This window comes from Pseudoalteromonas sp. SWXJZ94C, assembly GCF_015864385.1.
In the GTDB taxonomy this organism is placed as follows: Bacteria; Pseudomonadota; Gammaproteobacteria; order Enterobacterales; family Alteromonadaceae; genus Pseudoalteromonas.
The window spans coordinates 26,344-40,815 of sequence record NZ_JADYXF010000016.1; the positions used below are offsets into that span (position 1 = coordinate 26,344).

At 37.1% G+C, this 14,472-nt stretch carries 11 protein-coding genes; 8 read left to right on the forward strand and 3 right to left on the reverse strand.

Going from position 1 to position 14,472, the window contains the following annotated elements; all coding sequences use genetic code 11:
- Window positions 1–6: 6 nt before the first annotated feature.
- Genes I6F65_RS08695 through pelG form a run of 5 tightly spaced genes read left to right on the forward strand, consistent with a single transcriptional unit; the run spans window position 7 to window position 5,659 of the window.
- Entirely contained in the window at window positions 7–522 is a 516-nt protein-coding gene (locus I6F65_RS08695; RefSeq protein ID WP_024610610.1) for a hypothetical protein, read from the forward strand.
- Window positions 519–1,817 (forward strand): PelD GGDEF domain-containing protein, encoded by a 1,299-nt coding sequence (locus tag I6F65_RS22045; RefSeq protein ID WP_197112472.1) that lies wholly within the window; start codon window positions 519–521, stop codon window positions 1,815–1,817. The genes I6F65_RS08695 and I6F65_RS22045 overlap by 4 nt, the downstream gene beginning before the upstream one ends.
- Window positions 1,814–2,797, forward strand: a complete 984-nt coding sequence (locus I6F65_RS08705; RefSeq protein ID WP_024610612.1) for a lipopolysaccharide assembly protein LapB — start codon at window positions 1,814–1,816, stop codon at window positions 2,795–2,797. Before I6F65_RS22045 ends, I6F65_RS08705 begins: the two co-directional genes overlap by 4 nt.
- Window positions 2,790–4,307 carry a GT4 family glycosyltransferase PelF gene (gene pelF, locus I6F65_RS08710; RefSeq protein ID WP_197112474.1) on the forward strand — a complete coding sequence of 506 codons (1,518 nt, stop codon included), beginning with the start codon at window positions 2,790–2,792 and terminating at the stop codon, window positions 4,305–4,307. The genes I6F65_RS08705 and pelF overlap by 8 nt, the downstream gene beginning before the upstream one ends.
- Window positions 4,295–5,659: an exopolysaccharide Pel transporter PelG gene (gene pelG, locus I6F65_RS08715; protein ID WP_024610614.1), complete on the forward strand. Its 1,365-nt coding sequence runs from the start codon at window positions 4,295–4,297 to the stop codon at window positions 5,657–5,659. Before pelF ends, pelG begins: the two co-directional genes overlap by 13 nt.
- Window positions 5,660–5,694: 35 nt before the next feature.
- Here pelG and I6F65_RS08720 read toward each other — a convergent pair whose 3' ends face one another.
- Window positions 5,695–6,669 carry a DNA topoisomerase IB gene (locus tag I6F65_RS08720; protein WP_197112475.1) on the reverse strand — a complete coding sequence of 325 codons (975 nt, stop codon included), beginning with the start codon at window positions 6,667–6,669 and terminating at the stop codon, window positions 5,695–5,697.
- A gap of 192 nt (window positions 6,670–6,861) precedes the next feature.
- Between I6F65_RS08720 and I6F65_RS08725 the strand changes: the two genes are divergently transcribed.
- Together I6F65_RS08725 and purU are read left to right on the forward strand one after the other, a co-directional pair.
- Complete coding sequence (locus I6F65_RS08725; RefSeq protein WP_197112476.1) at window positions 6,862–8,748, forward strand: hypothetical protein; 1,887 nt, start codon at window positions 6,862–6,864, stop codon at window positions 8,746–8,748.
- A gap of 200 nt (window positions 8,749–8,948) precedes the next feature.
- Window positions 8,949–9,779, forward strand: a complete 831-nt coding sequence (purU, locus tag I6F65_RS08730; protein WP_197112477.1) for a formyltetrahydrofolate deformylase — start codon at window positions 8,949–8,951, stop codon at window positions 9,777–9,779.
- Window positions 9,780–9,864: 85 nt separating this feature from the next.
- On the opposite strand, the gene I6F65_RS08735 is transcribed toward purU, so the two are convergent.
- Entirely contained in the window at window positions 9,865–10,515 is a 651-nt protein-coding gene (locus tag I6F65_RS08735; RefSeq protein WP_024610662.1) for a response regulator transcription factor, read from the reverse strand.
- A 96-nt stretch (window positions 10,516–10,611) separates the two neighbouring features.
- A complete protein-coding gene (gene acs / locus I6F65_RS08740; RefSeq protein ID WP_166110582.1) occupies window positions 10,612–12,552 on the reverse strand; it encodes an acetate--CoA ligase in 1,941 nt (646 codons plus the stop codon).
- Window positions 12,553–12,999: 447 nt separating this feature from the next.
- Between acs and I6F65_RS08745 the strand changes: the two genes are divergently transcribed.
- On the forward strand, window positions 13,000–14,169 hold the full coding sequence (locus tag I6F65_RS08745; RefSeq protein WP_024610660.1) for a DcaP family trimeric outer membrane transporter: 1,170 nt from the start codon (window positions 13,000–13,002) through the stop codon (window positions 14,167–14,169).
- The last annotated feature ends 303 nt before the right edge of the window (window positions 14,170–14,472 follow it).

Genomic DNA, 14,472 nt, shown 5'->3' on the forward strand with positions numbered 1-14,472 from the left:
GAGAATATGTTTCGCTTAGTTATACCATGTTTAGTTTTACTGCTATCGGCTTGTACTACAAGTAGAGTAGCTGATGATGTAGAGCTTAGTTCGTCAACAACAGTGGCTTTATTACCACTTGTAAATCATGCTCAGACACCGCTTGCAGGTGAACGCGCAGAAGATATTTTAGCCAGTATTTGGCAGCAAAATAAGTTACCAACGCTTATTCGTGCACCACGTAATAACAATAAAGAATTACCACCACTTGACGATCAATACCGTTTAGATAACGCAATGCAGTGGTTAAGCACTCAACAAGCTGATTATGTACTTAGCGGCAGTATCGAAGAGTGGCGTTATAAAGCAGGTCTTGATGGCGAACCAGTAGTTGCACTTACTTTATCACTAACCGTAAATGGGCAAACAACTCCAGTATGGACTGGCACTATTGCTAAAAGTGGTTGGGGTCGAGATAGTATTGCAGCAACTGCACAGGATGTAATTGCCGATTTAATTTCTTATATAGAGGTTAGTGAGTGAAAACACATTTCCTTCGTCCAAGAGAAGTTCCTGAGCTACAGATATGGGCTGAGGTATTTATATTTACCGCATTGGCTTTAGGGCTGCCTGTCCTGTTTAATGCTGAGGATCCCTTTTGGACGCAAGGTGGTTTTTCGTGGCCCGTATTAGGACCACTTTTAGTCGCTTTACGTTATGGTTTTTCAAAAGGCTTTATTAGCATATTAGTTTTGCTTGTTGGTCAGCTACTGCTTTTACAAGCGAATGTTTTAGCGTCTCAAAGCGAGTTTAATATTAACGCTATGATTGGCTATATTATTGTAATTATGATTACCGGTGAATTTAGAGATGTATGGGAGCGGACTAATCAGCAACAAAGTATTCAATTAGAATATGTGTCTGATAGGTTAGAAACTTTTACGCGCCAGTATCACTTAATCAGCTCTTCACACGACCGTATAGAACAAATGCTCGCAGGTCATACGCTCAGCTTAAGAGAGTCATTACAAGCAGTAAGAACTTCAATTGGTAAACTAAAAGAAAGACGCCTAGATAGTGCCGCCGACGTAATTATTAATTTATTTTTAGAGTATGGTGCATTAGAAAAAGCGGGATTATACAAAGTTGAAAAAAATAAAATTTTAGAATCCCCTCTTGCTGTTATTGGTAAAATGAATCCGCCGGTAACATCAGACCCTTTAGTAATAGCGATGTTTGAAGAAAAAGAACTTGTGTCAGTTAAAGACTCTAAAGCTTCTTTAGGTATAAGCAATTATCACATAGCAATTCCACTTATTGATGTGAACGATAATATTTACGCTGCTATTTTAGTTGAAAAAATACAGTTTTTTGCACTCAAAGATAACACCCTGACTTTACTTGCTGTTATGGCTGGGCATATTGGTGACTTATTACGCCATGAAATAACCAACCCAGTAATGAATATTGAAGAAACACCTTACTTTACTCAACAAGTAAAACGTGCAAATAAAGAAGCCAAACGTTACAACATTGCTTCTCATTTATTAAAAATTAAAGCAAATAAAATTAGTGAAGAATCTCGTCAACTTATGGACTATTTGACCGAAGCTCGTCGAGGTTTAGATGTTTACTTATACGATAATGAAAAACAAACGTTACTCCTACTCATGCCGATGACTGATGAGTTAGAGAAAAGTGGTTTTATTGCTCGCGTAGATAGCTGGAGCAAGGAACGTACAGGTAAAAACTTAGCCGAGTTAGAGATAATTATAGAACAGCAAATGGCGCTTCCTATTAGTAACGACAATATAAAGAGACTGGTAGCACTTTCATGATAAGAATAATTATTGCGGCTATATGTGGGTGTATATGTGAGTATTTTGCTTTAATAGAAATTCTTGATACACCTGATTGGCTCATTGCTATTTTATTGCATGCATTAGCAAGTCTATTTTTTACTTTTGTTAGTTATATTTTGTTTCCTTTAAAGTATAAAACCACACTCGTTAGCAGTGCCTTATTGTTGTTTTTATTATTATTTACACTCCCTGTTTTTGGTATTATTGGTGTTGTATTTGCTCTTACTTTTGCTTTGTGTAAACCAATTAAAAATGATGAAATTGAAATTGAAGAACATCAAATCCCAGAACTCCCGTTCGAAGCAAGAGTCGTTTCAGCTAATCCAACCTATTCAATTGGTGGTTTAAAAGCGATTTTAAAATATGCCAGCGAACCCAACAAACGCTTGAGTGCTGTAATGGCTGCTCGTCATATGAGTGATATAAAGGCGATTCCTATTTTAAAGCTCGCTCTTAAAGACTTAGAAGATGATATTCGTTTATTGGCCTACTCAACACTTGATGGCAAAGAAACCAAGCTGAATGAAAAAATAGGCTTATACCAACAAGAAATAGCCATAATTACACAACAGCCAAAATTAAGTAATTTACAACAACAACTTGCTGAACTGTATTGGGAATTAAGTTATTTAGGGTTAGCACAAGGTGCTCTACGTACATACGTACTAGAAAAAGCCGAAGCATTATCGCTTGAAAGCATTAAGTATGTAAAAAAGCCAGCTACCTTTGTTTTTTTAGGTCGCCTTTGTTTATCACTAGGTAAATATGAGCAAGCGCTTGAGCATTTAACAAAAGCAACCGAGCTTGGTATGGCACGTCGCCATGTTTTACCATATAAAGCCGAAGTTGCTTTTTGTATGAACAAACTAGATGACTGTAAGCGTTATTTAGAAGAACTTCCTGAGCAAGCTAAAGGGAGCGAATTACGTCATTTACAGGAGTATTGGAATGCCTAAAACAAGCGCCGATATATTACTGGTTTTAGAGGGCACCTACCCTTATGTACGTGGCGGAGTGTCGAGCTGGGTTCATCAAATTATTGAAGGTTTACCTCATTATACTTTTGAGCTTATCTTTTTAGGTGGTGCATCAGAGCATTATGGTGAAATTCAATATACTTTACCTAAAAACGCAACAAAACTACATGTTCATTATTTGGTTGAAAACGATACCTCCGAAATAAAAGCCAAGCATGGTATTAAATATAAAAAAGAACTCTTTGAATTTTGGCAGCAATTACAAAACTATTTTCGTGATTGTAAAGATCCAATTCCAACAGAGCTCCTTAAGTTTGCCTTTGAAAACCTTGCTAAAAAAGAAGGTATAAACGAAGCTGACTTTTTGTATAGTGAGTCATCATGGCAAGTGCTTTCAAAGTATTACTTAACTTATTGTGATGAATCATCGTTTATCGACTTTTTCTGGTCATATCGCAACTTGTATAAACCACTATTTAAAATAGCCGAAATTGCTCGCGGCTTACCAAGTGTTAAACTTATTCACTCAATATCAACTGGCTATGCAGGGCTTTTAGGCGCAGGTGCTAGTGTAATAAGTAATACCCCGTTTTTATTAACCGAACATGGAATTTATACCAAAGAGCGTAAAATAGATCTTATTCAAGCTAGTTGGATTAAAGACTCTGAACAGCGTTTGGGTAAAAATTTAAATACCGAAATGGGCTTTATACGCCGTATGTGGATCAGCTTTTTTGAACAAATTGGTCAAACAACTTATCAAGAAGCCGATAAAATAATTTCTTTATACGACGGAAACCGACAACGACAAATTACAGATGGTGCTACACCAGAGAAAGCATTTGTTGTTCCCAATGGTATTAAAACGTCTCGCTTTACAGATGCACTTGCACAGCGCTCAGACGAAATTCCGCAAACAGTGGGATTAATTGGTCGCGTAGTGCCTATAAAAGATATAAAAACCTTCATACGTGCAATTAAAGAAGTACAGTCTAATATGCCAAACATAGAAGGCTGGATTATAGGTCCTTATGAAGAAGACCCGCAATATTATAAAGAATGCCAATTACTTGTAGGCAGTTTAGATTTAGAAAATAACGTCAAATTTTTAGGCATGCAAGATATAACTAAAGTACTCCCTAAGTTGGGTCTGGTTGCACTAACGTCTATTTCTGAAGCTCAACCCTTAGTACTGCTAGAAGCAATGGCTGCAGGCGTTCCTGTGCTTGCAAGTGATGTGGGCTCATGTCGAGAAATAATAGAAGGCTCCACCGATGAAGATAAAGCATTGGGTAAAGCCGGTGAAGTTGTATCAATAGCCTCATCTAGCGAAACAGCATTACAAATATCAAATATGCTGATGGACAATGAAAAATGGCGTGAATACCAGGCAAGCGGTCTTAAACGCGTACAAACATTTTATGATGAGAGTCATATGTTTACACGATACGACACTCTTTATAAGGATACAATGTCATGGCCGGAATAGGTTTTGAGATACGTAAAATTCTCAAAAAGAATACCCTGCTTTCAGTATTTGAAGCATATGGTTATGCAGGATTAATAGGTTCTGGTCCTTGGTTATTATCTATAGTCGCTTTAATGCTTATTGGTATTTTAAGTTTAGGCGTAGTGCTGCCAAAAGTACTGATCATTCAATTTTTAACGCTTGTTACCTACATGATGGCAGCATCACTTATTTTAACCGGTGGTTTGCAATTAATGCTCACCCGCTTTATTGCTGATTTATTTTTTAAAAAAGAAGAAGCCAAAGTTCTACCAAACTTACTTGGCGCTCAACTAATTACCACCATAGGTGCGCTACTTGTTGGTTTAGCTGTTTGGCCTTTTTTACCAATACCTGTGGTTACTAAAATAATTATTTTAGGTGCCTTTATTAGCTTATGTAATCAATGGCTTGGTGCAATATTTTTATCTGGAATGAAAGAGTATAGGTTAATTTTAATTACCATGTTAAGCGGATACGCTTTTATGGTATTGCTGGCTTACCTACTCAGAGACTGGCAATTAGACGGGTTGTTTTTTGCTTTTTTTGCCGGTGAAGCACTACTCTTTTTTAGCTTTTTATTTATGATTATTAGGCGCTACCCAGGCGAAAAACTTATAAGCTTTGATTTTTTACATAATAAAAACGTGTATTACAGCCTATTTTTCTGTGGGTTATTTTATAACATTGGTGTGTGGGCTGATAAAATTATTTTTTGGTATTCACCAAGTACATCTATTCAAATTATTGGCACACTTAGAGCAAGTCCTATTTACGACTTACCAATATTTTTAGCCTATCTGTCTATTATCCCTGGCATGGCTGTATTTTTAGTGAAAATGGAAACCGATTTTGTTGAGCAATACGACCGTTTTTACACAGCAATACGCGGCGGCTCATCACTCGAAGAAATTTACCTTTTAAAAGACAATATGATTCAAACTGCTCGTGGCGGCATATACGATATTTTTAAAATTCAGGGTATTACCGTCGCTTGTTTATTATTGTGGGGAGAGCAAATACTCACCTTTATCGGAATTGACCCAAACTATAAAACGCTTCTATTTATTGACGTTGTTGGTGTAGGCGTGCAAGTAATATTTTTATCTATTTTAAATATTTTATTTTACCTCGATAAACGTTTTACGGTATTAGTATTAGCGGGCATATTTTTAGTCGTTAATGTTGTACTTACCTATATCTCAGTTGCTCTTGGACCACAGTTTTATGGATATGGTTTTGCTTTGGCGACCATTGTAAGCTCAGTAATTGGTTTGTTTTGGCTATCGAGACAATTTGAAAGCTTAGAATACGAAACCTTTATGTTGCAATAACATATTGTAAAGGCTGCACTTTGCAGCCTTTATCATTAAGCTAGAAAATCTAGTAACCCACGTTCAAATCGACTGAGGTATTTTGTTTTACGAGGTAATTTAAAATTTTCGCGCCAATGAGTTTGTTCTAATTCATTTTTCTTACAAAGCTCAATAACGTCTGGATGAATATAAGAGTTTCGAGCAATTGTTGGCGTATTACCAAGTCTTGATGACACCTCATCAAGCATTGCTTTTAATGTAATACCGCCTTTAGCTTCATATATCTCTTTAAAAGCAACGACACTTGCGCACCATGTTCTAAAATGTTTTGCACTAAACTCATTCCCCATTATATTTTGAATGTATTGATTTATCTCAGTAGAAGTAACATTAGAACGTTCACCCTCTTCTATATATTGAAATAAGTGTTGCCCAGGTAAGTCTTGCAGCTCTTTAATAACACTACTCAGTACTTTATCTGTAATATTTACTTCCCTTTCTTTACCTGATTTTGCACGATATTTTAATCTAATATTTTTACCGGTTAACTTTGCGTGCCTTGCTCTTAGAGTTGTGGCTCCAAAAGTTTTATTTTGTTTCACGTTACGTTCATTGCCCACTCGTAGTGCACCTAAATCCATTAACCTAACAACAGCAGCTAAAGTACATTCATAATCAAGCTCATCACCTTGGAGTGCCTCATTTAGTTGAGATCTAAGTAATGGCAGTTTATATCCAAACACACTACACGCTTCATACTTTTTAGCATCTTGTTGCTGTGTAAATAACGGATGATACCGGTATTGCTTTCGCCCTTTACTATCGTAACCGGTTGCTAAAATATGGCCATTTTCTTCAGGGCAGAACCATACACTTTTATAAGCGGGTGGAAATGCGAGCCCATTTAAGCGTTCAATAATCTCCTTATTTTTGAGCTCTTTTCCGATAGGATCGAAGTACTGCCAATGCTTATTTTTTTGTCTTCGGGTAATCCCAGGTAAACTATCATCAACATAAATTAACTCCATCTCTCTCCCCTGTATTAAAAAGTACATTTCACAACGTAGAATGTATCACCTTAAAATAACCTTAAACTGAACGACTTTATTGATATACAATGAAAAGTTGAGCAAAAAAATAAAAATACTTCCGTGTATTGGTTATTATAAATACGCTCATATTCCCCTTAAATGGGCATGCTGTTTAAAAAGGAGCATTCAATGGCTTTTGATTATGGTTCGATTGATCTTGGACTAAAAAACCCCTTCAAACTTGAAGGTAAAGTAACTGCACTAAGAGGGCTTATTGAGTCTATTGTAGGTATTAGCATACTTGTTATTGCTGCTGGCTCTGTGAAAGAAGATACAACCGCTGGTTGGATTTTAATGGTTTTTGGCATGCTTATTTTAGCATTTGGTATTCGCTCTCTATCTGCTGGTATTTATGCAACTCTTAAATATTTTGTAGGCAGAAATCACCCTACTTCTCTTGCTTATAATTTTAGTAAATCACAAATATCGACAGCCAAAGAAGAAGAAAAAGAAGTCGCTTATACAGCACAATCGCTCGAAGAAATGCTGGTTGGTCGTAAAAATAGTACATTTAAAGAACCTAATGGCTTTTTATCACGCTTACTTCACAGCTTAATCCCTAAGTTATTATTTTTACCTTACCCTATTCGTAATGTTGCTCAGCGTTTATTTGGCTCATGGGTAAGTACATTGGTTGCACTTATTGCTTATGGGCTTGTTGCATTTGTATCTTTATCTGGTTTTACCGGTGAAGCTGGCGAATTAGCATTTCCTGTTTACAGCGGTATATTAATGTTTTACGTGCTTTTTTCGTGGCGCTCTACTGGTAAACCTATTTCCCGAAATGCTGAAAAAAACATTGAAGCACTTGGTACAGGCGCACTTGCTAAAATTATTTCTTTGTCTTTTATTTTACCAATTGCGATTGGTCTTTCTATGTCTTGGTTAATGAAAGAGCAACGTATTAGTAAGCAAGAAGTTGATAGTTGGCTTGAGCAGTTGCCTAGTCTTCATGCTGGAATATACTTAATTGCAATTATTGTATTAGCAACTTTAAGCTGCGCTCTTGCTTTTATTATGATTAAAGCGCGTTTAAATTCAGTTACCCCTTCAGCTGAAGTATCAGAGCTACGTGAAAACTGGCAAGAGTCTGTTCATCCTGACGAAATTTTTATAAATCTTGATAACTTAGTAATGGCTAACCGTCGCTACAAAGAAGTGCCAAACAGAGTTTATCGAGAGTTGGACCCTAAATTACAAGAGCAGATTGAAGGTAAAGGTGGTTTTAAAGGTGAAATGATCCAAGAAATTCAACCTAAACTGCACTCTATGGATTTAGGTAAAAACTTCACGTTTGCCAGATTACTTGCTTTAATAAGTGGTAACTTACTTCATATTATAGTGCTAACTTTTACTGTGCTTTTAGCATATTCGCTTATTAATGTTTATCATTATATGGATGCTGCAAATATTAATAGCTTTAAACAAGCATTTAGTAACCAGCATATTGTCCAATTTAGTGACCTATTAATGACAAGCTTTCACTTATTACTAGTAGGCATACTTATCAAAGCATTTGCGCAATTACTTACGAACACTGCCCACTTGTTTTTTGCCGAAATGCAATTTGAATCACTGCTAGTGTACTTTAAATGCGAAGGTACCTTTACTGAGTCTAAAATATCAACCGGTACGGGTATTCACGATAGCACCCGCTCAGAAAACACCTTAGTACGTAGTAGCATAACGCCTTGGATTATCGTTTCTCGTGTTATCTCAACTACTTTTGCCGCTACTGGTATGAAAAACCTTGAGCACCCTCGCCATATAATGGAAATGCATAAAGACGAAGGTCAATTACAAGCAATCAAAAAAGATGTTATCGCATTTTTGAAAGACCGCGAATCTATCGCCTCAATCACCAGTGAGCGTGATTTAGGTAATGCGTCACAAATACATCAATTAAACCAGCAAACGCGCGCTATGCCTTCTCAGCAAGCTATAGCTAAAGATGACGAAGAAGCTGCCGGATATTTAAGACAAGAAGAAAACTTATCTTCTGAGCCTAAGGCTTAATTAACCTTCTTATAAATGCCACCTTGTTAAATTAGGTGGCATTTTTTTATCCTTTATTAACCTCTATTCAATACCTTTTAACTTTATTACCTCTTTTATACTCAACAACATGATTAATATTGAATTAGTCCACAAAGCCCTTGCTTTATGTGCCAAAACACAAATAATGAAGCATTAACCATCGGGTAAGAATGAGGACAATGAGCTATATACTAACCACCCAATGTGCTGATGATGTAGGCTTAATAGCTAAAATCACAGGGCTTTGTCATAAAAACAATTTAAACATTACGCGTAACAATGAGTTTGTAGATAAAGACGCACAGCGATTTTTTATGCGTACAGAGCTTACAGGTAAGCCACAAAGCGACTTTTTAGATCAACTACGCGCATTGTTACCACAAGGCGCTAAACTTGCACTACATTGCGGCGCAAAAACTAAAGTGGTTTTACTTGCAACTAAAGAAGCACATTGTTTAGGTGGTATGCTGTTAAAGCAATTTGAACAAACTCTTAATATTGAAGTGTTAGCTGTAATTGCTAACTATGCTGATTTAGAGCCTTTAGCCAAAGGGTTTGATGTGCCGTTTCATGTTGTATCGCACGAAGGACTCACTCGCAGCGAGCACGATCAAAAAGTAGGTGATTTAATTGCCAGTTATAACCCCGACATTATTGGTTTAGCTAAATACATGCGTATTTTAAGCCCTGAATTTGTGGGTCGCTTTGAAGGTAAAATAATTAATATTCACCACTCATTTTTACCTGCATTCATTGGAGCTAAGCCTTATCATCAAGCATTTGAACGCGGCGTAAAAATTATTGGCGCTACCGCTCACTTTGTTAATAATGAACTTGATGAAGGACCTATTATTTTGCAAGATGTGACTAACGTTACGCATGCAAATACTGCCGAAATGATGGCTAAGATGGGTAAAGACGTAGAAAAAACAGTGTTTTGTAAAGCGTTGCAACTTGCTTCAGAACACAAACTATTTATTAATGGTAATAAAACAGTCGTCTTTAGTTAAATATTTATGTTTAGCTGAGCATTACACATTAAATTTAAGCATTAAAAAAGAGGCTTCTGCCTCTTTTTTAATGCTTAAATTTAGCTTACGTTTGCTCGATAGGTTCTAATTTTAATTTAGCGGCAATAAGTACAGCTTGCGTGCGGTTGTATACACCCAGTTTTCTAAAAATAGCGGTAATATGTGCTTTTATAGTCGCTTCTGAAATGTGCAATTCATACGCTATCTGTTTATTGAGTAAGCCTTCGTGTAAATACTGTAAAACACGATACTGCTGAGGCGTAAGAGAGGCAACTTGCGCTGCAATTTCTCTGTCTTCACTTTCAATTTCAGCTACTTTATTTTTTAATTCTACAGGTAGCCAAGTATCGCCTTCAAGTATTTGGTTAATAGCATTGGCTATATCATCGGATGAAGATGACTTAGGAATAAAACCCATAGCCCCATAACCCATTACTTTAGATACAATATTAGCATCTTCGCTGCCCGAAACGACGGCAATTGGTAAACTTGGATATTCTTCACGGATACGAATAAGACCATACAAATCACCATTACCGGGCATGTGGAGGTCTAGCAGTAAAATATCAAGATCTTCTTGCTCGCTTAGCACCTGCAATGTGCTGTCAAAATCTGATGATTCAAAAACCTCTAAACCTTCAAACTTTACGCTCAATGCGCCCTTTAGTGCTTCACGAAATAACGGATGGTCGTCCGCTATCAAAAACTGACTCATGGTTTACTCCTAAAAAATTCGGCTGGTACTTATTCCTAAGCAACAGCCGATATACTACGTTTAGAATCAACTTATAATCAAGCTTTTAACGCGAATTTAACGATTTAATCGATTATCAATAAGTTCATCAACGACCGACGGGTCAGCAAGCGTTGACGTATCACCTAACTGTTGGTGCTCATTTGCTGCAATCTTACGTAAAATACGACGCATAATCTTACCTGAACGCGTTTTAGGCAGTCCTGGTGACCATTGAATCATGTCTGGAGATGCGATTGGGCTTAATTGCTTACGTACCCAATTACGTACCTCTTTAGTTAGCTCATCGCTTACTGTTACACCTTCATTTGGCGTAATATAAACATAAATGCCCTGACCTTTAATATCGTGTGGGTAACCCACTACAGCAGCCTCAGCAACAGCTTCATGCGACACAAGTGCACTTTCTATTTCAGCAGTACCTAATCGGTGTCCTGATACGTTTAGTACGTCATCAACACGCCCTGTGATCCAGTAATAACCATCTTCGTCACGACGACAACCATCACCCGTAAAATACACACCTGGGTACGCACTAAAGTAAGTTTGTTCAAAACGGTCATGATCGTTATAAACCGTACGAGCTTGCGATGGCCAGCTATCTAAAATAACTAAGTTACCATCTACTGCGCCTTCAAGAGTAGTCCCTTCTGCGTCATATAATGCTGGAGCAATACCAAAAAATGGATGCGTTGCAGAACCTGGTTTGGTATCAGTTGCACCAGGTAAAGGCGTTATCATTATGCCACCAGTTTCTGTTTGCCACCACGTATCAACAATCGGACAGTTCGATTTACCAATACTTTCGTAATACCACGTCCAAGCTTCTGGATTAATTGGTTCACCTACTGAACCTAAAATACGTAAACTATCGCGATTAGATGATGCAATAGGCTCATCGCCTTTAGCCATCAGTGCACGTATTGCAGTAGGAGCTGTATATAAAATAGTAACGCCATGTTTATCAACTATTTCACCCATTCGACCTGCGGTTGGATATGTTGGTACACCTTCAAATACAACTTGTGTACAACCATTAACCAGTGGTCCGTATGCAATATAACTATGACCCGTGATCCAACCTACATCGGCACTACACCAATATACGTCATCATCTTTTAAATCAAATACGTATTCGTGAGTCATCGAAGCGTAAACTAAATAACCGCCAGTTGTGTGTACAACACCTTTTGGCTGACCTGTAGAGCCTGACGTATATAAAATAAACAGTGGGTCTTCGGCATTCATTGGTTCTGGTTCACATTGCGCTGGTAAATCAGCAACTAAATCATGCCACCAAATATCGTGATCATGCCAATCAACTTCGCCACCCGTTAACTGATGTACAATAACGTGCTCAATAGTTGTTACCGAATCTTGTAATACAGCTTCATCAACATTTGCTTTTAATGGAACGCAATTACCTGCTCTGCGCCCTTCATCTGAAGTAATAACAACCTTAGCACCCGAATCTCTAATCCGATCGGCAATAGCTGAAGGTGAAAAACCACCAAATACAACAGAATGAATAGCACCAATACGTGCACATGCTTGCATTGCATAAATGGCTTGTGGGGTCATTGGCATATAAATAGCGACGCGATCCCCTTTTTTAACACCTAATTTTTTTAAGCCGTTAGCAAACTTAGCTACTTCATCATGCAATTGCTGATAAGTAATGTTTTCACTTTGAGATGGATCATCACCTTCCCAAATAAGCGCTGTTTTATCTGCCTTCGTTTTTAAATGACGGTCAATACAATTGTACGATGCATTAAGATAGCCATCCTCAAACCATTTAATGCTGATGTGACCTTTGTCAAATGACGTGTTTTTAACAATTGAATATGGTGTAGACCAATCTAGACGTTTACCATGCTCACCCCAAAAACTTTCAGGGTCATTAATTGATTGTTGGTACATCGTATTGTATTTATTTTTATCAACGAGTGTTGCGTCTTTAATGTGCGCAGGAACAGGATAGATACTTTGTGACATCTTAGTCTCCATTTAAATTACTTGCCTTAGGCTCCTATCAAGGATTACTCAGCAGTGATTTATTAAGTATTAGACCTTAGTTGTACACCCCTTCAAATTACCATTTTGTAGTTTATAATCCCTCTGCGCTCAATAGTTTTACATAAAAAATACAAGGCGTTAAATATAAGTGAACACTAACTACTCTATACCTAAACCTTAGTCTTATAGACCAATAGGTAATTGAGTAAATATCATACATATTTAACAGTATTCCTACTGCATAAGTTAATTATTTTATATTAGTAATATCTAATTGTTTTATTTAACTAATGAAAACAAAATGTATATTGAGCAATAAAAATCAGTAAGCTTCTATTTATTCGTAAATAATGCTCGTAGCAAGCAACACAAATATACGAATAAAAAAGTAACAAACAACAAGTAGCCTAAATAAAGGACACCACAATGAAATTTACCCCGTTAAAAACACTTGCAGCAAGCGCTGTTATTTGTGCTCTTTCAAGCACAGCATATGCAGCCACAGCAGCTAAAATTGGTGATACAGAATTCACTTACGGTGGATATATTAAACTCGACTCTATGTGGAGTGATTATTCAGCAGGTGCTCCTGATGGTTCAAACGTAGGTCGTGATTTTTATGTGCCAAGCACACTAACTGTTGGCGACGATAACAGCTCTGATGCTGTATTTGATATGCATGCACGTGAATCTCGCTTTAACTTTGGTACAGCCACAGTAATGGATAATGGTAAAACCGTTAATACTAAAATTGAGATTGATTTTTTAGCTTCTGCTGCAGGCGGTAACGAACGTGTTTCAAATTCATATGCACCGCGTATTCGCCACGCCTATGTAACATACGATGGCTGGTTATTTGGTCAAACATGGTCAAATTTTCAAAATGTAGGTGCGCTTGCTGAAACACTTGATTTTGTAGGTCCAGCTGAAGGCACTGTATTTATTCGCCAATCTCAAATTAAATATACTACAGGCGCATGGTCTTTCTCATTAGAAAACCCAGAAAGCACAATAACGACTGCTGGCGGAACACGTGTTGCGACTGATGATGCATCACTACCTGATTTTACAGCACGTTACACACATAAAGCTGATTGGGGTAACATTGTTGTTGCAGCACTAGCTCGTCAACTTACTTATAAAGTAGGCGGAATTGATGCTGACGAAACATCGTTCGGTGTGAGTGCATCAGGTAAAGTAAACGTTGGCGAAGACAACATTAAATTTATGCTTACCCAAGGTAAAGGCTTAGGTCGTTACGTAGGTTTAAATGTGGCACATGGTGCGGTACTTAATGGCGATGACTTAGATGCAATCGACTCTACATCTGGTTTTGTCGCTTACCAACATAAATGGACAAGTAAATGGCGCTCAACGTTCCTATACTCGTTCTTCTCTGCTGACAACAACACTGATTTACTTTCAATTTCTGGCGATCCGACTGAATCGAGCCAAAGCTACAGTGCCAACATTTTATATTCTCCAGTTAAACGTTTAACGTTTGGCGCTGAACTAAAACATGCTGAGCGTGAAACTGAAAGTGGCGTTGATGGCGACTTAGACCGTTTACAATTCTCTGTTAAATACTCTTTTTAATTAGCTAAAAATCTAATTACTTCCTTAAGCGACCTCGGTCGCTTTTTTTATAACTCTATTTAAATTTTTCTATTCGCTTAATAAAGATCTTAATTTTATACCTATAAATTTATTGTACGTCGCTAAAATCCTATAAAACAGCATGATTATGAGTAATAGCGATAAAGCTAAATTGCAAATAAATACAATTTAAATTGAGTTATACACTTCATTCAAGTCTATTGAAAAATCTTACCGTACCCTAAAATTTTATACTTATTTAATCTAAGTCTCTAATCTTGTCTAATTGTCTATTTACAGAAA

Excerpts from the sequence above, each read along its gene's own strand:
- acs (WP_166110582.1), bottom strand. The coding sequence starts at position 12,552 with ATGTCACAAAGTATCTATCCTGTTCCTGCGCACATTAAAGACGCAACA.
- pelF (WP_197112474.1), top strand. The coding sequence starts at position 2,790 with ATGCCTAAAACAAGCGCCGATATATTACTGGTTTTAGAGGGCACCTAC.
- I6F65_RS08745 (WP_024610660.1), top strand. The coding sequence starts at position 13,000 with ATGAAATTTACCCCGTTAAAAACACTTGCAGCAAGCGCTGTTATTTGT.
- I6F65_RS08725 (WP_197112476.1), top strand. The coding sequence starts at position 6,862 with ATGGCTTTTGATTATGGTTCGATTGATCTTGGACTAAAAAACCCCTTC.
- pelG (WP_024610614.1), top strand. The coding sequence starts at position 4,295 with ATGGCCGGAATAGGTTTTGAGATACGTAAAATTCTCAAAAAGAATACC.
- I6F65_RS08735 (WP_024610662.1), bottom strand. The coding sequence starts at position 10,515 with ATGAGTCAGTTTTTGATAGCGGACGACCATCCGTTATTTCGTGAAGCA.
- I6F65_RS08720 (WP_197112475.1), bottom strand. The coding sequence starts at position 6,669 with ATGGAGTTAATTTATGTTGATGATAGTTTACCTGGGATTACCCGAAGA.
- I6F65_RS08705 (WP_024610612.1), top strand. The coding sequence starts at position 1,814 with ATGATAAGAATAATTATTGCGGCTATATGTGGGTGTATATGTGAGTAT.
- I6F65_RS08695 (WP_024610610.1), top strand. The coding sequence starts at position 7 with ATGTTTCGCTTAGTTATACCATGTTTAGTTTTACTGCTATCGGCTTGT.
- purU (WP_197112477.1), top strand. The coding sequence starts at position 8,949 with ATGAGCTATATACTAACCACCCAATGTGCTGATGATGTAGGCTTAATA.